Annotated in this window: 24 protein-coding genes; 7 read left to right on the forward strand and 17 right to left on the reverse strand. The window is 45.0% G+C overall.

The features are described 5' to 3' along the window. Nucleotides 1-166 precede the first annotated feature (166 nt). A complete protein-coding gene (locus FFM77_RS11775) occupies nt 167-1048 on the reverse strand; it encodes a sulfite exporter TauE/SafE family protein (protein WP_137635961.1) in 882 nt (293 codons plus the stop codon). 289 nt (nt 1049-1337) lie between these two features. Between FFM77_RS11775 and FFM77_RS11780 the strand changes: the two genes are divergently transcribed. Next, nucleotides 1338-2669: an APC family permease gene (locus FFM77_RS11780; protein WP_137635962.1), complete on the forward strand. Its 1332-nt coding sequence runs from the start codon at nt 1338-1340 to the stop codon at nt 2667-2669. A gap of 48 nt (nt 2670-2717) precedes the next feature. Here FFM77_RS11780 and FFM77_RS11785 read toward each other — a convergent pair whose 3' ends face one another. The 6 genes from FFM77_RS11785 to FFM77_RS14040 form a co-directional block, all read right to left on the reverse strand. Beyond that, nucleotides 2718-3488, reverse strand: a complete 771-nt coding sequence (locus FFM77_RS11785; RefSeq protein ID WP_137635963.1) for a formate/nitrite transporter family protein — start codon at nt 3486-3488, stop codon at nt 2718-2720. 616 nt (nt 3489-4104) lie between these two features. Next, entirely contained in the window at nt 4105-4758 is a 654-nt protein-coding gene (locus tag FFM77_RS11790; RefSeq protein WP_137635964.1) for an amino acid ABC transporter permease, read from the reverse strand. Between the two features lie 17 nt (nt 4759-4775). Then, nucleotides 4776-5417 (reverse strand): amino acid ABC transporter permease, encoded by a 642-nt coding sequence (locus FFM77_RS11795; RefSeq protein WP_137635965.1) that lies wholly within the window; start codon nt 5415-5417, stop codon nt 4776-4778. Further along, on the reverse strand, nt 5417-6253 hold the full coding sequence (locus tag FFM77_RS11800; protein ID WP_137635966.1) for a transporter substrate-binding domain-containing protein: 837 nt from the start codon (nt 6251-6253) through the stop codon (nt 5417-5419). Before FFM77_RS11800 ends, FFM77_RS11795 begins: the two co-directional genes overlap by 1 nt. A 21-nt stretch (nt 6254-6274) precedes the next feature. Beyond that, nucleotides 6275-7015: an amino acid ABC transporter ATP-binding protein gene (locus FFM77_RS11805; RefSeq protein WP_137635967.1), complete on the reverse strand. Its 741-nt coding sequence runs from the start codon at nt 7013-7015 to the stop codon at nt 6275-6277. 331 nt (nt 7016-7346) lie between these two features. Beyond that, entirely contained in the window at nt 7347-7499 is a 153-nt protein-coding gene (locus FFM77_RS14040; protein ID WP_171001623.1) for a hypothetical protein, read from the reverse strand. A gap of 287 nt (nt 7500-7786) precedes the next feature. Between FFM77_RS14040 and FFM77_RS11810 the strand changes: the two genes are divergently transcribed. Continuing rightward, a complete protein-coding gene (locus FFM77_RS11810) occupies nt 7787-8455 on the forward strand; it encodes an HAD family hydrolase (protein WP_137635968.1) in 669 nt (222 codons plus the stop codon). A 322-nt stretch (nt 8456-8777) separates the two neighbouring features. On the opposite strand, the gene FFM77_RS11815 is transcribed toward FFM77_RS11810, so the two are convergent. Continuing rightward, nucleotides 8778-9773, reverse strand: a complete 996-nt coding sequence (locus tag FFM77_RS11815) for a D-2-hydroxyacid dehydrogenase (protein ID WP_137635969.1) — start codon at nt 9771-9773, stop codon at nt 8778-8780. Further along, nucleotides 9773-10963: an aminotransferase class I/II-fold pyridoxal phosphate-dependent enzyme gene (locus FFM77_RS11820; protein WP_137635970.1), complete on the reverse strand. Its 1191-nt coding sequence runs from the start codon at nt 10961-10963 to the stop codon at nt 9773-9775. The genes FFM77_RS11815 and FFM77_RS11820 overlap by 1 nt, the downstream gene beginning before the upstream one ends. A gap of 725 nt (nt 10964-11688) precedes the next feature. Between FFM77_RS11820 and FFM77_RS11825 the strand changes: the two genes are divergently transcribed. Then, nucleotides 11689-12312, forward strand: a complete 624-nt coding sequence (locus FFM77_RS11825) for an HAD family hydrolase (RefSeq protein ID WP_137635971.1) — start codon at nt 11689-11691, stop codon at nt 12310-12312. A 192-nt stretch (nt 12313-12504) separates the two neighbouring features. Here FFM77_RS11825 and FFM77_RS11830 read toward each other — a convergent pair whose 3' ends face one another. From FFM77_RS11830 to FFM77_RS11845, 4 genes are all read right to left on the reverse strand, one after another. Further along, the gene (locus FFM77_RS11830; RefSeq protein ID WP_137635972.1) at nt 12505-13326 is read right to left on the reverse strand and encodes a DUF6681 family protein; all 822 of its coding nucleotides are present in this window, start codon (nt 13324-13326) and stop codon (nt 12505-12507) included. Then, complete coding sequence (locus FFM77_RS11835; RefSeq protein ID WP_137636003.1) at nt 13326-13838, reverse strand: hypothetical protein; 513 nt, start codon at nt 13836-13838, stop codon at nt 13326-13328. The genes FFM77_RS11830 and FFM77_RS11835 overlap by 1 nt, the downstream gene beginning before the upstream one ends. Before the next feature lie 175 nt (nt 13839-14013). Beyond that, a complete protein-coding gene (locus tag FFM77_RS11840) occupies nt 14014-14460 on the reverse strand; it encodes a Fur family transcriptional regulator (protein ID WP_137635973.1) in 447 nt (148 codons plus the stop codon). A 94-nt stretch (nt 14461-14554) separates the two neighbouring features. Next, entirely contained in the window at nt 14555-15118 is a 564-nt protein-coding gene (locus FFM77_RS11845; protein ID WP_137635974.1) for a guanylate kinase, read from the reverse strand. 161 nt (nt 15119-15279) lie between these two features. On the opposite strand from FFM77_RS11845, the gene FFM77_RS11850 reads away from it, so the two are divergent. Beyond that, nucleotides 15280-15429, forward strand: coding sequence for a hypothetical protein (locus FFM77_RS11850; protein ID WP_137635975.1), 150 nt, complete (start codon nt 15280-15282; stop codon nt 15427-15429). A 237-nt stretch (nt 15430-15666) separates the two neighbouring features. Here FFM77_RS11850 and FFM77_RS11855 read toward each other — a convergent pair whose 3' ends face one another. Next, nucleotides 15667-16077: a bis(5'-nucleosyl)-tetraphosphatase gene (locus FFM77_RS11855; protein WP_137635976.1), complete on the reverse strand. Its 411-nt coding sequence runs from the start codon at nt 16075-16077 to the stop codon at nt 15667-15669. A gap of 48 nt (nt 16078-16125) precedes the next feature. Beyond that, a complete protein-coding gene (locus FFM77_RS11860; protein ID WP_223876835.1) occupies nt 16126-16938 on the reverse strand; it encodes a PfkB family carbohydrate kinase in 813 nt (270 codons plus the stop codon). 722 nt (nt 16939-17660) lie between these two features. Between FFM77_RS11860 and FFM77_RS11865 the strand changes: the two genes are divergently transcribed. Continuing rightward, nucleotides 17661-19055 (forward strand): amino acid permease, encoded by a 1395-nt coding sequence (locus FFM77_RS11865; protein ID WP_137635978.1) that lies wholly within the window; start codon nt 17661-17663, stop codon nt 19053-19055. A 284-nt stretch (nt 19056-19339) separates the two neighbouring features. Here FFM77_RS11865 and FFM77_RS11870 read toward each other — a convergent pair whose 3' ends face one another. Continuing rightward, the gene (locus FFM77_RS11870; RefSeq protein WP_137635979.1) at nt 19340-19531 is read right to left on the reverse strand and encodes a hypothetical protein; all 192 of its coding nucleotides are present in this window, start codon (nt 19529-19531) and stop codon (nt 19340-19342) included. 239 nt (nt 19532-19770) lie between these two features. Here FFM77_RS11870 and FFM77_RS11875 point away from each other — a divergent pair, with 239 nt between their 5' ends. Then, nucleotides 19771-20082, forward strand: coding sequence for a transposase (locus FFM77_RS11875; RefSeq protein ID WP_137635980.1), 312 nt, complete (start codon nt 19771-19773; stop codon nt 20080-20082). Between the two features lie 334 nt (nt 20083-20416). On the opposite strand, the gene FFM77_RS11880 is transcribed toward FFM77_RS11875, so the two are convergent. Then, nucleotides 20417-20818: an OsmC family protein gene (locus FFM77_RS11880; RefSeq protein ID WP_137635981.1), complete on the reverse strand. Its 402-nt coding sequence runs from the start codon at nt 20816-20818 to the stop codon at nt 20417-20419. 135 nt (nt 20819-20953) lie between these two features. Here FFM77_RS11880 and FFM77_RS11885 point away from each other — a divergent pair, with 135 nt between their 5' ends. Then, nucleotides 20954-23395, forward strand: coding sequence for a Xaa-Pro dipeptidyl-peptidase (locus FFM77_RS11885; RefSeq protein WP_137635982.1), 2442 nt, complete (start codon nt 20954-20956; stop codon nt 23393-23395). Nucleotides 23396-23405 lie beyond the last annotated feature (10 nt).

Here is a 23405-nt window from a genome sequence, read left to right on the forward strand (position 1 = left end):
TGCTCAGCCGTGTCGTTGGCCTTAGTGCGAGTGGTCTGCTCGGACTTAGGCCAAGGTCAGTTTTGAAGACCGGGCTTGAGGGCTTCAAAATGGCCCATGGCGTTCCAGCGTTTTAGGAACCAACCGGCAGACGGCAATTTCAACTAGAACCAAGCGTACCACTACGTTAAACCATTTGATGTTTTTGCCGCACTGCTGCTCGCCATAATGACCGCGCCGTCCATAAACTGACGATCACGATTAGCCAACTGAGCGCGGTTAGCGATAATGATTTAACCACCGTTGCGGCAACAACCACGCCTAACATACCACCGACAATAATGCCGAACAAGCCCCGATAGTCAACGCGATCACGGCGAATAAAATTAACCGCTGAACTTGGCATCAGTAGCGCGCAAGATAACATCATAATTGGAAAGGCCGCAATTGGCGTTAATCCAAGAAAATAAACCATTACCATACATGGCGCGTACAGACCGACCCCGGCGGCCATTAATAGACCGAGGATAAAATTACCGCCAATCCCAATCGCTAATGGCCAACCACGTAAACCAGTCGCGTGATTAGCGATACCGAGCAGACTGATCCAGCCTAACAACTTGGCCGCCATCATTAAAGCCGTCACAATTAACGCCACCGCCATAATTAGTTGAATCCGCCGTTGATTCAGCTTGACCATCACTTCACTGCCGATAACCGCACCAACCGCGGCCGCAACAACTAGACTAATTAGTGTCCACGGTTCCACATTAACCGTCGTTACAAAGAACAACGCTTCAACAGCCGTGGGAATCGCATGAACCGTATTTAACGTTCCCGGCAGCTGGCGTTCATCTTTTAAATAATGACTCGCTTGAAAAATGGCCGTCGTCGTGACAAAGCTCCCAATACCTAACGTATCTAAAAAGTCGGTCACCGCCCCAATCGCCACGCCCACCCCAAACTCACGGCCGGTCGTCTGATGATGGTGTTGGCGGGCACCGCGCCATAACAACCCAAATAACCCCACGCTACTTAGCGTTAGGAAACTCACAATTGCAATTACCATTTTCGTTCCTCTTCTCTCTCACCTTTCAGATTATACCTGACTTTAATTTAGCTGCCAAAAAATTAGGCATTATTGTTGACCAAACGACCCGAACATTTTAAAACAGTTATAATCCGTATAATTATATTTATCGAACTTTCAACGTCACATTTTAAAATTAGTTCGTAATTAAGCTTAAAAATACCCCATTTAGCGTGATTTCTAATTGTCACCAACCGTATTATTTGGTATGCTAAATGCATTCAATTATTCACGCTGGCTTCTACAGCGAAAGTGAGGTCGTGCAGGCATGTCATCTGAAAAAACAGCACCAACCCTGAATCGCTCGCTCGGATTCTGGTCGGCGTTATCCTTAGTCGTTGGGACCGTGATTGGGTCCGGGATTTTCTTCAAGCAATCATCCGTTTTAGACAGTGCCGGTTCAACGACTAACGCGCTGTTAGCCTGGTTACTCGGTGGCGTTATCACCTTAACCGCCGGGCTGACCATCGCTGAAGTCGGCGCCCAAATGCCGCATACTGGTGGGCTTTATGTTTATATGGAAAAGATTTACGGGAAGATTTGGGGCTTCCTATCCGGTTGGATGCAAGTTTCTATCTACGGTCCCGCGATTATCGCCTCAATTGCCTCTTACTTAGGTATCTTATTAGTAGGATTCTTCCATCTAGCTAGCTGGTGGCAAGCACCACTGGCGATTGGCGTGATCGTCCTCATCGGTATTTTGAATATGTTCGAAAACCGCTGGGGCGCTGCCTTTCAAATCGTCACCACTTTAGGTAAATTACTACCAATTGCCGCCATCATCATCTTTGGCCTGTTCTTTGGTGACCAAAATGCTTTCGGTCAATCCTTAAAGACGGTCACCCAATCAACCGGTAGCTTTGGGGTCGCCGTCTTAGCCACTTTATTTGCCTATGACGGTTGGATTTTAGTCGCTAACTTGGGCGGTGAGATTAAAGAACCACAAAAAGTCTTGCCCCAAGCGATCATTTTAGGCATTTCACTCGTCTTGATTGCCTATACGTTAGTGACCTATGGGATTTTACACTTTATCCCCGCTGCCAAGATTCACGCTTTGGGTCAACAAACGACGGTCTACTTCGCCCAAGCGGCTTTCGGTACGATTGGCGGGCGCCTCTTAAATATCGGCGTCATTGTGTCGATGGTCGGTTGTCTGAATGGGAAGATTATGACATTCCCTCGTATCATGTATGCCATGGCAGAACGGAATCAATTACCCTTCTCCAAGCAGCTACGCTATATCAATCGCCAGTCGCATGAACCAATTGTCGCAACGATTGTGATTTTAATCCTAGCCAGCATCATGATCTCATTCTTCAACCCTGACCGGTTATCTGATTTATGTATCTTTACGGTCTATTGTTTCTACGTTGCAACGTTTGTTGGGGTCTTCCTGCTCCGCAAACGAAATCGCGACCGTGTCCGGCCATTCTCAACACCGGGCTTTCCAGTAACACCCATTATCGCAATTCTCGGGGCGCTGTTCGTGATTGTCAGTGAGATTGGCTCTGATCTACCGGGCGTTTTATTATCGTTCGTGATTGTCCTCGTAGGGATTCCAATTTATTACTTCAAACAACATCAAGATCAAGCCGCTTAAACTCGGCACACAAAAAGGCCATCCACTCCGGATGACCTTTTTCTATGCTTATTTAGTTGCTTTCGCTTTAAAGCTCAAGTAATAGACCGCACCCACAATAATCCCCCCACCGACGATGTTGCCAAGATAAACGGGAATTAAATTGCTAATAAATTGCCCCCAAGTTGCCCCACCTTCAAAAACAGCGGCCGGAATCAAGAAACAATTGGCAATACTATGTTGGAAACCAGCCGCGACAAAGATCATCGTTGGAAACCAAACGCCCAAAATTTTACCAGCTGCATCTTTAGCGCCAAATGACATCCAGACTGCTAAGCCAACCAGCCAGTTACAACCAATGCCAGACACAAAACTCTGCCAAAATGACGCCGTAACTTTGGACTGCGCCATGGTAATCAAGGTCGTTCTAAAGACCCCAATGTGCGTCAACCCGACAAAGTGTCCGAAAAAATACGCCACTAAGATTGCGCCGACTAAGTTAGCTACGGTAATCTCTAACAGATTAACGACATACTTGCCGATACTAATCCGCTTCGCATACATCGCCGTACTGATCGTCATCATATTTCCAGTCGCTAATTCCCCTCCAGCTAAACAAATCATCACCAACCCGATGGGAAAGACGGTCGCTCCAACCAAGGTTGCCACACTTCCCAAACTAGCTGGAATCGACGCCGACACGCGGACGTTAGCCAGAAAGCTGATCCCAATCAGGGCCCCACCAATCATCCCTAACAGGAACTTAGTGAACAGTGAACGTTGGGTCTTGGCGGTTCCTTTGGCTATACTCTGCGTTAATATTTCTTCTGGACTAAACATCTTAGCATCCCCTTAGTAGCTTTTTGCTCAATATGCCACTATTATATATGAAAGCGTTTCCAATTGGAATAGACAATCATACTAATTTCAACATTTCAGTCAATTAGTCAGGTTATAAGTCAAAATGATATTTATCCTTTTGCTCGGAATAGCACAATATACTAAGACACACCTTGCTTCGTCCTTGTAAGGCAACTTAACTAAGCTAAACGTCAGTCATTTTTATGAATTGGGACTAACATTCGTCAAGCTAGTACTGTATTGATTGTCCTTTGTTTTCTTCGGTTACTAGTGATTATGACGCTATGTCGGATTATTTATCAGCTCGCTAATAACTAACAATAATTACCTTTCCGCCCAACGCTAGTTAAAATAACCACAATAATGAACGCCGGGCAGACCAGCATGGGCTCAGTAGTGTCGTTTGACTTGGAGCGGGTGATTTTACCGGTCCTAGTCAAAGCCCGGCTTGTGAGACCGACCTGTGGCTCGCAAGCGCGACTACCACGTTCCAGCCGATCCTGTACCAACCAGAGTGACAAGCCACCTCAAACTTAACCTGATGCCAAAACTAAAAAACGTCCCAAGGTCATCACCTCAGAACGTTCACAACTACTTATGCTAATTTTTTGTCCAACACCCGTGATAATACGGACAACGCGTAACAGATAATGAAGTACATGACCGCAATCATGACAAACATTGGAATAATGTACGCGGAGTTTTGCCCATAAATAATCTGCGCATGATTCAGTAATTCCGGCAACACGATAATCGTAGCCAATGACGTATCCTTAATCAAAGAAATAAATTGACTCACAATCGTCGGAATCGTCTTCTTAATCGCTTGTGGAAAGACAATGTGCCAAAGTGCTTGGACGTAAGACATCCCGTTAGCCCGAGCACCTTCCATTTGCCCATAGTCGACGGCCAAAATCCCGGAACGAATGATTTCCGCCAACATCGCTGATTCGAAAATTGTCATCGCTAAGACGGCTGCAAAGATAATCCCCGGTTTAAACCCAAGATGTGGCAGGCCAAAGTAAGTAAAGAAAATGATCAAAATCAACGGTAAGTTCCGCACGATATCGACCACAAAGCCCACAACTCTTGATAAGTATTTAATCTTAACATAGCGTAAGACACCTAAAATTGAACCAATAATAAAGCTGGCAATAATCGAGATAATCGACACTTCGACAGTCACCCAGAGGCCTTCCAGCAAGAAACGCATGTTGACCCATGAATAGGCTTCAATAAAGTTTTGCATTCAACGCCGCCTCCTTTTTAATTAGCTAACCGTTTTTCTAAATGCTGCATGTAATAACTGAGTGGTAACGTGATCACTAAGTAGAATAACCCAACAACCACGTAACTATTAATCGTATCGAGTGATAACGACGCAATCGAGTTTCCTTGATACATCAAGTCGAACCCGGCCACGAAAGCTAACACCGACGAATTCTTCACTAAGTTGATGAACTGGTTACCCAATGGTGGAATGACGATCTTAAAGGCTTGTGGCAACACGATATAGCGCATCGCTTGCCAGTAAGTCAGCCCGTTAGAACGCGCTCCTTCCATCTGACCATTATCAACTGATTGAATCCCGGCTCGAACCGTTTCAGCAATAAATGACGAGGTATAGATCGTCAACCCAATCGTCCCAGCCGTAAAACCATCAATCTTAGCCACATACATCGGAATAATCACGTAGAAGAACATCGCAATCACTAACAGTGGGATATTCCGAAAAATTTCAATGTAAATCCGACCGATAATCCGCATGGCGTGATTCGGCAAGACTTCAAAGATCGCAAACATCGTCCCAATAACGGTACTGAAGACCAGTGCAATCACACTGGATAATAAGGTATAGCCAAGCCCCTGAATCAACTCTGACCAGTAGTGCGTTAGAATATAAACCATTAGCGCGACGCCTCCTTATAATTGAAGCCGGCGACATTACCGAACCATTTCTTCAATAAACGGTTATAAGTCCCATTAGCTTCGATTTCTTTAAGTGCTGCATTCACTTTATTTTTGAATGGTGCTTGCCCTTTGTTGATGGCAATCCCATAAGGTTCTTTGGTAAACGTGCCACCCACAACTTCGTAGCCGGGGTTTTCAGTCGCCATCCCATATAAGATCCCATTATCAGTCGTTAGTGCCACCCCTTGACCAGACTTGAGGGCAGTCATCGCTTGCGCGTAGTCTGATAATTCCAGCACTTTAGCTTTAGGCGCAAACTTTTTAATATTCGCAACCGAGCTAGACCCCGTTACCCCTAAGACCTTAGTGCCAGCTTTATTCAAATCTTTGACCGACTTCACCTTACTGCCTTTTTTGACTAATAAGGCTTGGCCAGCATCGAAGTATGATTCTGAGAAATCAACTTGCTTCTTCCGTTCCGGACTAATCGTCATCGTTGCGATAATCGCATCGATATTCCCATTCTTTAATAACGGAATCCGCGTTTGACTCGTAACTTGCACGAACTTCGCTTTCCCATTTTTACCTAGGATCTGCTTCGTAATGGCCGTGGCCACATCGGCATCGAACCCTTTGATCGTATTATCCTGAACGTCCATTAATCCAAACAGCTTCGTGTCGGCTTTGACGCCCCAAGTAATCGTATTGCTGGCCTTATCATTCGTTAAAACATCTTGTTGTGATAACGATTTGCGACCACCGCATGCGGTTAAGACGAGCGTTAAGACGCCCAACATGCCGAGCACGCCCAGGTAACGTTTTAACTTTTTCATCAAATGACCTCCCCTGGCTGCTTAGTGTGTAATAATTTTGCTTAAGAATTGACGGGCCCGTTCATTGGTCGGTTCGCCGTCAAAGAATTGTTCTTTGCGGTCATCTTCCAAAATCTGACCATCTGCCATGAAGACCACGCGATCGGCAACTTCACGCGCAAAGCCCATTTCATGGGTGACGACCAACATTGTCATACTGGAGTCAGCCGCAACATTCTTCATCACGTTCAATACATCATCAATCATTTCTGGATCAAGCGCTGAAGTTGGTTCGTCAAATAACAAACATTTTGGTTTCATTGCCAACGACCGCGCAATCGCGATTCGTTGTGATTGCCCCCCGGAGAGTTGACTTGGTAAATTACCGGCTTTATCCGCAAGACCGACACTGTCTAGTAAATCCATCGCTAACTTTTTATTCTCAGCTTCTGGCCGCTTTAAGACGAGTCGTGGTGCAATCATAATATTCTCTAAAACGGTTTTATTCGCATATAAATTAAAATGTTGGAAGACCATGCCGACGTTTTTACGAATCTTGTTCATATCCGTCTTCTTGTCCGCCAAGTCATAGCCATTGACTAGTAACTGTCCTGATTGAACGCGTTCCAACCCATTGACGGTTCGAATCAAGGTACTCTTTCCGGAACCAGACGGCCCGATCAAAACAACCTTTTCACCTTCATTAATCGTTAAATTAATATTCGTGAGGGCGTGAAAATCACCATAATACTTTTCGACGTTGTGAAATTCGATCATTGACATATAACAGTCACCTTCGCTTTCCAATCAGTTCAAAACTGATGTTTAGAATTATTGCATTAATATTTGATGTTAAAGAATTCTTATTCTTCGTTAATGCTATTTAAATAGTTTAATACACAATTAGTCATTTTGTCAAAATATAGGCTATTATTGTTCATAATAACTAAAATAGTGCTAATTCACGGCGAATCTTTCGTTTAAAATAGCTTAAATCAGCGGTCTAGTTGAACAAAGCAAGCAAAATTAAGCTTAATATTCGTTATTTGCAACAAAAAAATAGCCGGTAACCCCATTTTTACCGGGAGTTTACCGACTGTTTTCTCATTTTATTTTAATCTTCATGGTTAATTTTTTGCTTCATCTGATAGATAATCAAGCCCAAATCGCCGACACCAATCACAACTAAACCATTCCAAACCAATAAGGCATCCCACGGCGCCATTGCTGGCTGTGCCAAGGTATGGCTGATAATACCTAACATCATCGCCCCCGCTTTCTTTCAGTTAATGGCTTTAGTCTACTGACTACCAATCACTTAAAAAGTGGCTTAAAAGAAAAAAGTTCTGAAATTTTTTCGATTTTCGCTAATGTTATCCCATCAACTAGCCACTTGATAAATTCTCACGTATTCTTGAATTAGTCCGTGGTCGCTTAGTCACAATTAAGAAACACGGTCACCTGCTGTTAGCTAATGGCCAGTTAGTCAATTCAGAGATTTAGCGGTACACTAGTTTTTGTAACCGATAACAGTAATGGAAGGAACTTTTAATTATGATTAAAACGATTGCTTTTGATTTCAACGGCACCATGTTTTTTGACACAGCGCTACAACGCCAAGCTTGGGGCCAAATGCTCAAACAAACCTTTAACCATCAAATGACCGAAGCGGAATTCTTCAACGATATCGCTGGTCGTAATAATCAATACACCTTTGACTTATTCGTCGACCAACCGCTCCCCGCTAACAAAGTTGCCACTTTAGCTGACGAAAAAGAAGCTTTGTATCGTCAAATTTGTCTAGAACAACCTGAAATTTTCCATTTGGCACCCGGTTTACCCGCCTTTTTAGATCGGTGTCATGACGCTGGTATTAAAGTGAATATCGCGACAGCCTCACAATTAAAGAATGTCGAGTTTTTCTTTGACCACTTGAACCTCAGTCACTGGTTCGACTTTGACCAAGTGGTGATTAACGATGACAGCCTGCCTGGTAAGCCAGCCCCAGACATGTATTTACAAGCGCTGAAGCACATTGGCGGCGTACCTGCGACCAGCATGATTCTGGAAGACTCGCTGTCGGGGATTCAAGCTGCGAATAATGCCAAGGCCGCCCAGACCGTCTTAGTTCATGCACCCGAAGAGGCTATTCCGGCCATGCCCGCTGGCGTTAAGATTGATCAAACCATTACGGATTATCATCATCTATTTGAAACCCTTTAACCCACAAACAGCGCGTTACCAATTTCGATTGGTAACGCGCTGTTTTGAGTTTAATTTTCGCTTCAGTTGGGCTAGATTGAGGCTGGAACATCATGACACTTTTAAAGCAACTGATCCACTCACTAAACTGTTTCAGTTAATCAACGCCGGGCGGGCCAGAATTGGCTCAGTGGTGTCGTTTAGCTTAGTCGCGGTTTTCCGACTTAGATAAAGCCCGGCTTTCGAGACCGCCTTGTGGCTCGGAAACGTGGCCACCACGTTCCAGCCGATTCTGGACCAACCAGAGTGGCAAGCAAACACTAACTAACCTAAATATCGTTTGCTAGAAGGCGTGATCAGTTGAACCGCCGTTAATAATCGTTAACACATCGTCCAAGCTAATGTCGACCATGTTCTTAACCGCTAAGTTGGTGTAGAAGCCAACGTGTGGCGTGATAATAACATTTGGCATTTGCATCAATTGCGCGACTAAGTCATTTTGCAAAGGTTCACCAGAATGATCTTGGTTAAATAACGCCGCTTCGCCTTCAACCGTATCTAAAGCCGCTCCAGCAATTTCACCAGCTTTTAAGGCCGCAACTAAGGCTTTCGTGACGATAACGGGCCCACGTGACGCATTGATAATGAACGCATCAGACTTCATTAATTTCAAGGCTGGTCCATCGATCAAGGCTTGCGACGTTGGATTCAAGTCAACATGTAGGGTCACCACATCAGCCTGCTTCAATAGGTCTTCTTTGGTGTCGACATACGTCAAAACATCTTCTAATTCAGGCCGCTTTTTCACATCATAAGCGATCACTTTGGCACCTAAGCCATGGAATAAATGCGCCACGGTACCACCAATCCGGCCGGCACCAATAATGCCGACGGTTAATGACCGAATTTCGCGGGCTTGTAGACCGGCCCAGCGGAAATCTTGTTGATTAATCCGTTGGTCGAAGAGTTCCAAATTCCGAATCAGCCGCATCGTCTGGGTTACCGCCATTTCAGCGACTGAGTTAGGCGAGTATGCAGGCACGTTGGTCACCGTTAAGCCGGCCGCTTTCGCAGCGGCTAGGTCAATCGTATCAACCCCAGCCGTCCGACTAGTTAATTGTTTTAAACCATAGTCGGCCAATTGTTGGTAAACTTTGGGATCATCACCAATGGCACTCCGTTGTTGAATGACTAAGCCATCGTACCCTTTTGCCAAATGGGCCGTTTCTGGGTGAAATTCTAAATCATTGGTATCAACTTGAACGTTATTTTTAGCAGCCCAATCTTTAATCGCCGCTTCTTCATCATCACGAACACTAAACATTAAAATTTTCGTCATTACTTAACCTCCGCTTTACTTGCCACGTACGTTGCCATCCGTTCAACCGCCGTTTTAAGGCTGTCCATTGAAGCGGCATAACTAATCCGGACGTAGCCTTCCCCACCAGGACCGAATGAACTACCAGGAATCAAAGCAACCCGTGCTTCATGCGCTAATTCACGGCAGAAGGCCATACTATCTTGTGGCAAGCCGGCTGGAATCTTACTGAAGAGATAGAAGGCCCCTTCTGGCTTAGCAGATTTGAAGCCAAGTTTGTTCAAAGCTTCATATAAGTAGTCGCGCCGAGCTTGGTATTCCTGCTTCATCGTTTGAGCATCATCCATCCCATTACTTAACGCTTCCGCCGCTGCAGCCTGGGCATTAGCCGTCGTTGTGGTGACCGTAAATTGATGAATCTTACCCAGTTGCGCCGTAATGGCCTTTGGTGCGCACATAATCCCAATTCTCCAGCCAGTCATCGCGTGGGATTTAGAGACCCCATTCAGTAAAATCGTTTGTTCCGGCAAGTATGAAGCGATGGACACATGGGTCTCACCGTAAGTCAATTCACTGTAGATTTCATCGGAAAGCACAAAGATTGGTTTGTCAGCCAATACTGCTGCTAGAGCTTTCAGATCCGCCGCCCGGTAAGTGACCCCAGTTGGGTTCGATGGGAAGTTCAAGACCACTGCTTTGGCCTTGGGATGATCCGCCAAAGTTTGCTTTAATTGTTCTGGTGAAAGGACAAAGCCATTCGCTGACGTATCCATAAAGACTGGTTTGGCGCCAGCCAACTTCGCAATCGCAATGTACAATGGGAAGATTGGCGTTGGAATCAAGACTTCATCGCCAGGATTCAAAATCGAGCTCAACGCCGTGTAAATCCCACCAGTCGCACCAGCCGTAATAATGACTTCATTATCAGGGTCGTAGTTAACACCATACTTTTTAGATAAGAAGTTCGCCGCGGCTTGTCGTAAAGCTGGGGTCCCGTTTGATGGCGCGTAGTGACTTTCGTTATTGTTAATACTGTCAATGGCGGCTTGCTTGACATGTTCAGGGGTATTGAAGTCTGGTTCGCCTAATGTTAAACGTACGATTCCAGGAATATTGGCGATTTCAGCATTGAACGCTAAAATATCGGATGGTTGGATTTCACTTAAACGGTCATTCATATGTTGCACTAAAGTTGTACTATCAATTGGCATATTGATTCCTCCAAGTTTTTTTGGTTGGTTTGGGGTTGCGGGCTGTTTTGTAAACGGCTAATCAAAAAGCGCATTTCTCAGAAAGTTCCAAGAAATGCGCTAGTTGAAAAAAGACTTCTAATTAGCCACCCTTGGAATTTTCAAAACATCCATGGGCGCCGTTGAATCACAAAAAGCTTTTGGCAAGCCGCATCGATGCAAACATCGGATCCGTGTTTGCACCAAAGCAGCTGGCACAAACACTAGCGAAAATACCAAAAGTAAAAGCTAGTTTGAGTTTTTTGATTTAACGGTAATGACATATCATTAGCTCCTCATCAATTATTAATCTAACTATAACAATTCAAATTCTAGCTGTCAACGCTTAATTTGATATACTAGTCTTACATACTGGAATTGATTGGGTTGTTGTAATTGCCACTCTGGTTGGTCCAGCATCGGCTGGAACGTGGTGGCCGCGTTTGGAAGCCAAAGAACGGTCTTCCAAGCCGGGCTTTATCTAAGCCGGAAAAACACCGGCAAAGATAAACGACACCACTGAGCCAATGCCGGCCCGCCCGGCGTTAAAAAACATTAAAATTGTGACCTATTTCTATTTAAGCTTGGTGTACAAAACGACACATCTGTCTTAAAACATACTGGTCAAAAAAACCAGACGACAAACTAAATCAAACACCCCAGTCAAGCAACTGATACTTAGGATTTGACCGAAAGGAAGATGCCCCATGACTTACCGTGCTTTAATGTTCGATATTGATGGTACTTTGACTAACAGCCAACCGGCATATGCCCGCGTGATGCGGATTGTTTTAGCAGAATATGGCAAACCATTTACGGACGCCGACGCCCAAGCCACTTTCCCAATGGCCGCTGAACAAGCGATGGCCCACTTGGGGATTGCGGCCGACCAATTTGATCACTTTCAAGCTCGCTATGAAGCCGTAATGGCCGACCATTTTTCAGATATTACCCTCTACGATGGGATGGCCACGGTCTTTGAACAATTACCCGCTGAACTCAAAGTCGGGATTGTAACGTCACAACGGCGCAACGAAATTGAAGCTGGTATGCGTGACTATCCGATTATGGACCGCATGAACGTTGTGATTGGCGCCGATGACACTGACAAGATCAAGCCTGATCCATTGCCGCTGTTAACTGCCCTGGAAAAAGTCGGGGTTCAGCCAAGTGACGCGTTATTCGTTGGTGATTCCTTGAGTGATGAACAAACGGCCGCGGCAGCTGGTGTTGACTTTGGGTTGGCCGTTTGGGGCATGGACCCAAACGCTGAGCATCAGCAGGTCACTTATCGGTTAGCCACACCGTTAGCGATTTTGGATGTCCTTTAGGATTTTAGCATAACTTAAAGTCCCACTGGTAGGAACTCGTTATGAGTTGCTGTCAGTGGGACTTTTTTGCTGATTAGCCGAAACGTGTTCGGCAAGCCTGAGACCTGCGCTTGCTACGCACCTAGCACGACTCGGAAAGTTCACCGAGTCCTACTAGGTACTAGGCAATGCTCAGTCTCACCCCGGCTTACCTCACACTCTGTCCTCAAACGCCACTTGCGCCGAAATCTGATAATCGCCCGGCTGTTCGATTGTCGACGTTCGCCCAGCGATTTTTTCCATTCCGCCCGTAATTAGCGTTGATGCCAGGTACAATTTATAATCTTCATGCGCATCATGCACATCGGTCAAGCCAACGCGGGTGATGTGACCAACTGGTAGTTGGTCAATCTGGTTAATCCCGGCATAAATCACCAGTTTATGGTTTTCTAATTTCAATTGTGAATACGGAATTTGAATGCCTTGACCGATTGCCTTAACAGGTTCGCCAGTTGACCGGACTTGCGTCATAATCGCCGCATCACTCATGCCACCATAGTCTAACCGAATAATATTGGCTGCTTGGAGCTGATCAACAATTTGATGGACATTATGCTGTTCCGCATACGAAGTCTTCACCGCAGCGGGTAATAATTCTTGACCGTCAAAGATCCCGTTTGCCGGAATATACGGCTGGTTCTGGTTTTGACCAACGCGACTTTGCTTTTCAGCTTCAATGGCTTCTTTCGGTTTACCACCTAATAACTTTTCAATCTTGGGTGACAAGTCAAACTTAGCCTGCCGATTCGTGAAGTAATAAATGATATTTAAAACTAAAAAGTAAATGATCACTAGGAAAACTAACATGTAGATAATCCCACGCAACCAGCTGCCATTTTGCATTAAGCGAATCGCCACATAGCCAAGGTAGCAGTTACCGGCTGCCCCTAACAAGGTATAGATTTGGTTTTTTATCTTAACATTGACGTTAACATAACCAAGGGCATGGTTAATCATATCTAGAATACTAAACATTAATCATTCGCCCCGCTATCTGTCGTGGTATCGTCCGTCGTAGTATCCGTTGAACTTTCAGTGGTACTTGAATGCTTCTTCGCGGTAGAAGAAGAACTTGCATCCGTCGTATCATCGTCATTCGTTTCGTCAGCCGTTGAGCTAGACGTCTTCTTGGCACTAGATTGGGCCGTTGTACTATTCTTCTTAGCCGATGATGAACTTGCTTCGGTTGTGTCATCACTAGAACTGCTTGTACTATCATCAGAACTGCTATCTGATGAACTGTCATCACTGGATGAGTCACTACTGCTCTTATCTTTACTACTATCCGAACTACTGCTTTTATCGTCCGGTTTATTTTTGTCGCTACTACTCCCACTGATTGTTGACGTTTGGACCACACTGGAACTAGCTGGTGCGCCGTTAACCGTCTTGGTCGTTTTGTTGACAACAACGTTAGTGGCACCCAGTGCAAGTACAATCGATACAATTGCAAATGGTGAAATAAATGGCGGTGTCCGATAAGCCATCGATGTCATTCCCTTCTGAGTCAATTATCCGTTCTTCTTATCTCGAACTTCTATTTAAACATGGAACCATTAAAAGTGCATTAATTATTCTCGAAATTAATAAACTCTTTACGCTTAGATTGCCTTAGTCGACAACCATTACCAGTCCACGAAAAAAAGCCGACCCGTAGTCAGCTTATTTAGTCGCTAATTGTTGCTTGGCTGTACAGTCCGCACACAATCCATAAATTTCAATCCGGTGGCCCGTAATCGTACAACCGGGTAACTGTGCCACATAGTCATCTAACGGACACTCTTGTAACTCCATCACCCGACCACAATTCGAACAAACAAAATGATGGTGGTGCTGATGCTTAAAGTCACATTGATATTTGACCAACGTTTGATTGGCTTCGGCCTTTAATTCCAATAAACCCAACGTTTCAAATTCTTTAATATTACGATAAATAGTATTATGACTCATTCCGGCAAATAAGGTTCGCATATGGTCATCGACCGCCGAAATTGCCACGTAATGATGTTGATAAGTCACTAAATAGTCTAACAGGGCTTGGCGTTGCTTGGTAATCTTTAATTGATTGCGTCGCAAGACCTTAACCGCCTGTTCCAATGTTGCGTCCATGTTGGTGGGGCCCCCATTCTTAAAATCCCGATTACACTAATCAACAAGCGTAATCATTACTATTTAGTTTAGCATAGTCCACTAATAAAAGATATTACTCAGCTTGATACCGCGTGACTAAGGCTTGTAGTTCTGCTTTCGTCTGTTCCCAATCGTCGTTAACAATCACGTGGGCATGGCCAACTAGCCCAGCTGGTAATTGTTGATCACGTTCATATTCTTTACTGGCCACCCGTTTTTGAATCCGACTAGCTTCATCGCCTCGCTTGGTTAACCGGGCAATTAACGCATCCTGTTGCGTCACTTCCAGATAGATCACGACGGCTTGCGCACCCAATTCCTGCGCATAGGTCACCGCACCAGCAGTATCAAGCACAATGCTAATTAATGGGGCTTTTTCCCAAGCCGCCTGCAAGCCTTCCCGTGAAGACCCATATTGATTGCCACTATAAGTGACATGTTCCAAATAATGCTTAGTCGCAAAACTCGTCGGCGTTTCAAAGTAATAATCGACATTATTAACTTCCCCAGACCGGGGTGCTCGGGTCGTATGGGTGATCACTTGTGGCATATTGAACTGCTCTAATAGGTAACGACAAACCGTCGTTTTCCCACTGCCTGTCGGACCCGTTACTACAAAAACTCTTGGCGTCGTCATTTATTTTTCTCCTAAATTAGCTTAAATTTTCACAAAGTTGTAAGGCTTTTCATTTGCTTTATATCAACGAACAGCGTATAGTAAATAAATTGTAAGGTTCATAGATGATTGTAAGCATCTCGTAGCAAGACCGAACAATTTTCAGAGAGGAGTCTTGTCATATGAAATTTCAAACAACTAACAGCTGGTTCAATATCGTACTCGATACGAAACGGCAATTATTTGTGGCGACTGACAAACTTCATCCCGAATTGCGCGCTGAAGGCGTCACAATCGAAGATGCAGTCGCAAACTTAAAGACGCAAGCCTAAAAATCGTTACTGCTTAACTTAAAAAAATAAGATAATGATTCACTTGGTAGTTTAAAATTACCGGTACCGTTTATGCGACGGACCGGTAATTTTTTTGTGTCTATGGTGGCATTTGCCGAAACGTGTTCGGCAAGCCTGAGACCTGCGCTTGCTACGCACTTAGCACCACTCGGAAACCCCACCGAGTAATGCTAAGTACTAGGCAATGCTCAGTCTCAACCCGGCTTACCTCACACTCTACTTCGTAATATACGCATTAGCCTCATCCAACATCCGCTTCAAATTATCATACGTCAATCGTTCGCGAGCGGCAGCGTAGTCGAACCAGCCGACTGCGCTGATCTCGGCTTTTTGCCGGGTCACAGCCACACCGGTTGGGACTTCGCTGACAAATAATGTCACTTGTTTTAGATTGCCATTGGGTAACCCATATTCTGTATACGTTTTAAAGCTCGTATCGACTTGGACATCGAGTTGGGTTTCTTCTTTAATCTCACGCTTAGCCGTTTCAACTAAAGTCTCATCGCCTTCCAAATGACCTTTAGGGAATCCCCAAAAATCACTGGTGGCACTTTGTAATAGTAAATAAGCGGGATGGCCGTCTTTTTGTTGGTAAACAACGGCACCGCTGGCTACTTCTGTACTCATGAACAAAATCCTCCCAAATCTGATTAAATACCCATTTAGTATAACATTTCAACCTTGATCTAACGCTAAAATTTCTCGCAAGATGCCACTAAGTGCAATCCCCTGCCGCTCACTAGCACGATGTTGCGCTAAAGTTGCCGCGACCGCCTGATTTAACCACTGGTTCGCTAACCTGATACTCCGTTCAAGCGAATAGCCACGGCCTAACAAACCAGCTAACACTGCAGCCAAGGTATCCCCGGTACCATTATAATGACCAGGTAAGCGCTGTTGACCACTAAACTGGACTTGGTCATTTGCCAGCCAAGCACAGCCAATCTGATCATCCTGAGTGACATCAGTAATGATTGCTTGTGCCCCAGATTTTAACTGTTGTTGCAATTGTTGCAGTAACGGCGCTAGCTCCGGTTGCGACTGGTAAGGCGTTCCTGTCAATAGGCACGCTTCTGTTACGTTAGGCAAAATGACATCGGCCGGTTTAATCAACTGGCGCATAGCTACCACGTAAGCCGCATCAAAACCATCATATAATCGTCCTAAATCCCCTAACACTGGATCGACCACCAAGAGTTCTAATGATTGCTTGGTTAAATAATCCGTTAATAATTGACACAAAGCCACCGAACCAACATACCCAATTAACGCCTGCTGAAAGTCCAGCTGTGCGGTCGTCCAATGCTTAAACACTTGTGGCAACCATGCCGATAAATCTACAATTGCTGGCGTGCCATAGCCACTTGTATGCGTCGACAATAAACTCGTCGGTAACGCCGCTACTTGATAATCCATCGCGGTCAATACTGGTACGGCTGCACTCAATGAAATCCCGCCGACTGCGGATAAATCTTCTGCTACCAACATCGCTGACACGGTGACATTCCCCCTTAGTTTTTAAGACTACTTATGTATAACTTCAATACTACGCTTGGTGCTAGTTGAGATTGCCGCGTGCCGGTTGGGTCCTAAAATGCTGGAACGCCATGGGCCATTTCGAAGCCTCAAAACCGGTCTTCAAAACTGACCTTGGTCTAAGTCCGAGCAGACCACTCGCACTAAGACTAACGACACGGCTGAGCATTTTAGGACCCAACCTCTCGGCTAAATTTGAGGTCGACAATAGATAGTCAGTAACTCCTGTTAATTAACGCCGGGCGGGTCAGAATTGGCTCAGTGGTGTCGTTTATCTTGGTCGGTGATTTTCCGACTTAGATAAAGCCCGGCTTTCGAGACCGCTCTGTGGCTCGAAAACGCGGCCACCACGTTCCAGCCAATTCTGGCCCAACCAGAGTGGCAATTTAAACCAACTAGCACCAAGCATAGGCTACTATGTATAACTTCGGTACTGATTCAAACGCCCACCGACTTTAATTAATAATCATCTTATCAGAATTTCCCGCACTTGTAACCCCATTAAAACTCGAAAATAAGCTTGTAGAATCAACTAAAATCACGACTTTTAACAATTAATCCGCGTTTCTCATTGACTTTTAATAATCAGTCACGGTATGATATGGCATATCAGTAAATTTGTCGATTTGTGACAAGTGACTGTTAAAAATAACTAAAAAAGGTGGCTACTATTAATGGGGATTCGTCAACGGATTTTCCAAAAAGAAAATCTAGATCGTTATTTAAAGGCGGACGGACATTTTGAACGAACGTTATCAGCGGTGGATCTAATCGCTCTAGGTATCGGTGCGGTCATTGGAACGGGGATTTTTATTCTACCAGGGACCGTTGCCGCCACGACAGCTGGACCCGGCATTATCTTATCATTCGTCATTGCCGCCATTGTTTGTGCGGTTGCGGCGATGTGTTACGCTGAATTTTCATCTGTCTTGCCCGTTGCTGGCTCGGCTTACTCTTACGGTAACATTGTTTATGGTGAATTGGTCGGCTGGATTACCGGTTGGGCGCTGGTCTTGGAATACGTCTTAGCGGTTGCCACCGTTTCAGTTGGCTGGGCCGCATACTTCAATTCATTTATTGCTGGCTTTGGCTTAAGATTACCCAAAGCAATTACCGGTTCATTTGATCCCGCCCACGGTACTTACATCAACCTAGTGGCAATTATCATCGTTTGCCTGATTGCTTGGATTATTGATGAAGGGCTAAAAACCTCGATTCGGCTAAATAATATTATTGTTGTCTTGAAATTAGCTATTATTATCATGTTCCTGCTAGTCGGCTCATTTTATGTCAAGCCTAGCAACTGGACACCCTTTGCACCATTTGGCGTCCACGGCATCTTCAAAGGCGCGGCGGTCGTCTTCTTCGCTTATCTAGGGTTCGATGCCGTTTCCAGTTCTGCCGCTGAAGTCAAGAACGCCAAGCGCAATATGCCAATTGGGATTATCGGCACGTTGGTTATTTGTACGATCTTCTATATTATGGTCGCCGCAGTTTTGACTGGGATGACTTCTTACAAATTGTTAAATGTTGATGATGCCGTCACATTCGCCTTGCAATTAGTTCACCAAAACTTCATCGCAGGGATTGTTTCCATCGGCGCCTTAGCCGGCATGTTCACGATGATGGTCACGACGATTTATAGTAGTTCGCGCTTACTCTACTCGATTGGTCGCGATGGCTTATTACCGAGCTTCTTAGGTAAGATTGACAAGAACCACACGCCCAAGCACGCGATGGTGACCGTCACGATTGTCATTTCGATTCTCGGTGGCTTAATTCCACTTGGACAATTGGCTAACTTAGTTAACATCGGGACTTTGATCGCCTTTACCTTCGTTTCCTTTGGGATTATCTTATTACGTCGCAACCCTAAGTTAAATAAAATCAAGGGATTCCGCGTCCCATTTTATCCTTACTTACCGATCATTTCCGGCTTACTATGTATCTTCATGATGACCCAATTATCTTTAGAAACTTGGGCCACTTCCTTAATTTGGTTCGTCCTCGGACTAATCATTTACTTCAGCTATGGGATTCGCCATAGTAAGATGAATCAGCAAAAATAGTTCTATTAGCGGGTCTAAGCCAATGTCTTGGATCCGTTTTTTGATAGCTTGGTTTTAATTGACTTAATATGATCATCAAGTATAATCAGTGTGTAAGGTTGTTTGTGTTTCAACACAAAAAGACCAGCGTGACAGGAATCACGCTAGTCTTTGGTTTCAATCAATGCTTGCTACGTGCTTGTATTGGTTGTGACGCGACCTAAGAAGTTTCATTGTTGATTGGTACTTTTAAAACCACTTAAGCCCGTTGGTGTAAACAACGGACTTTTTTTGTGGCTGAATCTCTAATTAGTCGCGCTTAGCACGATGACAGTACCGACAATTGCAATGGCAATAACCATAGCAACGATCAATACTAACTGAACGTCATGTGCTAATTTTCGAAATTCTCTCAACGCTTTTGCGACGTTCAGCTTGATGAAGAACAAACTGAAGACCCGTCTCCTAACTAAATTGCCAAGCAAATACTCATCCACTGGCAACACCTCCCATATTTAGGACACGTCACCAGCAATCGCACACAGAAATTGTTGCCAACTTAATTGTACCATTGCAATCTCTGCTAGCCTAACGTTTCCGGTTTTAAACATGTTCCTAATTATTTTTAATCCTGTCATATCTGATCAACGAAAAACACAACCAATACCACACTAAAAAATGACACCGCTTACCAATTAAGGTATGATGAACACAAACTCATAAGGGACGTGATTAAATGTTACCACCAAAAGTAATCCATCAAGCCATCAATCAACACCATGCTAAAATGAACGATTTAATTCAAAAAAATCCATGGTTAATTCCGGCAACGTTAGCCTTGAACATCATTCCCGTTGCTATCTCAGCTCACGGCTTTTGGCAAGCGCGACAATTGCATCTTAAACTCAAAATCGAACGTGAAAAGACTAAACAAGTTGCCGTTGAACAAGTCGGTGCGGTCAAAGCCAAGATCAAGACCGAACCAGCGCATCACCATTGTCCAGCATTTATCCATCATCATCTTTGCCAACATTTCATGCACCATTAACCTAAAACGACCAACTGACAAAATGCCAGCTGGTCATTTTTTTGTCTATTGAGCAACAATAGTGTAACGTCCAGTACTAGGGTAAATTGTGTCTGTTAGTTAAAAAAATAAGCCATCATTGACAAATACCCAGTTAATTAACGCCGGGCGGGCCAGAATTGGCTCAGTGGTGTCGTTTATCTTGGTCGGTGATTTTCCGACTTAGATAAAGCCCGGCTTTCGAGACCGCACTTTGGCTCGAAAACGCGGCCACCACGTTCCAGCTGATTCTGGCCCAACCAGAGTGGCAAGTTAGCTCCACCTCCCCCCTAGCACACAACACTGTTAAGTCAGTTTACAAATAAATCGTCACATTGGCACTACCCGCTAGCAACTTAGCAACGGGACAACGTGCCTCGGCCAGTTCCAGCCATGCAGCGGCGGTCGCCTGATCAACTTCTGGAATGGTCACGGTCGCATCAACGACAAATTGATAGCCTTGCTGATCCCGACTCAGCTTAACGGTCGTCACAACCGTACTCTGATGGATAACTTGTTGTTCTTTTTCAATCTGTTCTAACGTCGCATTTAAACAGGTACTCAATGCCAAGCCGATTAATTGCTCCGGATTGGTCCCGGGCGCCGCACTCAATGGGCTCGACACTGGCACAGTTAAGCCATTCGGCACACAAGATTCACCTTGCAACCCGTCCACATTAATCGCTTGTGTCGTATACAAACTGGGATAATCTGCCATGCGCAATCCAACCTTTACTTTAGAATGGCCTCATTGTCCCATATTTTGACAGCGCTGTCAGCTTTAGGTGTTGGTCTACCAGCTAATAGGCGTATAATATGAATTAAAACTAGATGAATAAAGGACCTTTTTCCTATGAAAAATAATCAATTTGCAATCGTGCCCACCGACTCGGAAGCGGCCATTGCGGAACTCACCAAGATTCACTTTATTACTGAAAACATGGCAGCCTTAAAGACAGTACCTGCTGTCTACCAAACCTTACTAGCAAAGAGTTTCCCCGAAGTTCATTCGGCCGCGGGACTCAAACATAAATTTGCTAATATCATGGCTACCAGCCAACTCACACTAGCTGACTGGTTAACGACCGCCACGGTGGTCAATAATCAAGTCTTCTATAACGTCGGCTTGCAGTTGCTCGGTTTCTTACCCGGCCACGACTTTGACCTCGCGGACCCATTATTGGCTATGCGTGACATTCAATTACCAATGGTTTCTGACAGTGCTTTTGACCGCGAAGCCCTCTACTATGCGTGGTATTTACTATTGAATACTCGTGGTGTCAAAGGTCAAACGTTAATCGAATTATTGACGACCCGTGGTTATTTTGTACCGTTTTATCAGTTACCGAACGAACAAAAACCGCTCTTCTTTAATGGCAAAGCCCAAGCAGTCTTCAATACTAACGACTTAATTCGTGATGTAGTCTACGTGGAAGCCCCATTAGATACCGATGCCGATGGCCAACGCGACTTACTAAAAGTTGAAATATTACGCCCGGCCGAAACTGAAACCGGCCTAAAAGTCCCGGTCTTATACACCGCGAGTCCTTATAATCAAGGCATCGACGACGTGGCTGGCAAAGCCACCATGCATAATGTCGATGTGCCGTTAACAGCTAAGACCCCGGATGAAAAGACGTATGCCGATGTTGAAGCTCAACCAAAAACAACACCGTTACCCGCCGCTCGACCGGTCAATGCGACAACTAAACAAGCCGAAGAAAGCTTTGGCCGTGAGCAATCTTATACGCTGAACGACTATTTCTTGGCCCGTGGCTTTGCGGTCGTCTATGCAGCCGGCATCGGGTCAGTTGATTCTGATGGCTTAGCGCCAACTGGTGACGAAGACGAAACCACGTCGACCATTGCCATTATCGAATGGCTCACTGGTAAACGGCCCGCCTTCACTAATCGTGATGCTGATACGGCCATCGACGCTTGGTGGACTAATGGGTCCGTTGCGATGACCGGGCGCTCCTACTTAGGCACCTTAGCCACGGCCGCCGCAACTACTGGCGTTGCCGGCTTAAAGACGATCATTTCAGAAGCCGCCATTTCTAGTTGGTACGACTACTACCGCGATAACGGTTTGGTCGTGGCACCTGACACCTTCCAAGGTGAAGATACAGATGTTTTAGCCGCCGAAGTCTTCTCGCGGAGTCTTAAAGCCGGTGATGCCCATCGCATTCAAGGTAAATTTGATCAAAAGCTCGCTGCCCTCACGGCTGGTCAAGACCGCAATACTGGCAGTTATAATCAGTTCTGGGATGAACGAAACTATCTGAAGAACGTCGATAAAATCAAAGCTGATATCGTGATGGTTCACGGCTTAAATGACTGGAATGTCAAGCCGCGTAACGTCGCCCATTTATGGGACAAGCTCCAAGACGTCCCCGTCACCAAAAAGCTAATTTTGCATCAAGGCCAACACATTTACATTAATAACTTACAGTCACTCGACTTTACCGACATGATGAACATGTGGCTAAGTCACGAACTCTATGGTTTAAAGAACCATGCCGAAGACTTATTACCTAACGTCTTGGTTCAAGATAACACGGCTGCTCAAACGTGGCATGCCCATGACAACTGGTGGCAAGATGTGGATCAAGCCTTAGACTTTAAAGTGCAATATAAAGAACTCGTACCGGCTGATCATCCCGTTGACCAACGTGCCGCCCACTTTACAGATAAGTTACCCGACAAGTTGTTCGCTCATTATCAACGCCATCTGGATGACTGGCAAGCCGACTTATTACGAGAAGACAAGACTGGACCGCTATACGATCATCGCCTCTTATTCAAGAGCTGGCAAGCACCAGCTGACCAACTGCTAGTCGGCCAGCCACACTTATCCGGTTCCGTTGCGGTTAACCAGAACTTTGGGATGCTCAGCTTCATGTTGATCGACTTTGGTAAAGCCCAACGCTTAACGGTCAGTCCCCAAATGATTGCCAGCAAAGCGCTTGACCTTGGCTACCACTGGCGTGAAGATGATTTGAAAGACTTCAAGTTAGCGCCAGCTTCCAATTATAAGATGATCACCAAAGGCCATTTGAACTTACAAAATCGGCACAATCCTTGGCACAATGAAGCGCTGCACGCCAACGAATTCTACGACTTTGATGTTGATTTGCAGCCACTCTTCCATCACTTGTTAACTGGTCATCAGATTGGCTTAGTCATCTATGCGACTGATATGAAGATGACGGTGCGTGGCAATCAAGATTTGCAGTATTCTTTACAATTAAACAAATTAGCGCTGCATATTCCAATGAAACCTTTTAAAGCCTAACTAAAAATGC

Source organism: Lactiplantibacillus songbeiensis, assembly GCF_005405125.1.
GTDB classification, from domain to species: Bacteria; Bacillota; Bacilli; order Lactobacillales; family Lactobacillaceae; genus Lactiplantibacillus; species Lactiplantibacillus songbeiensis.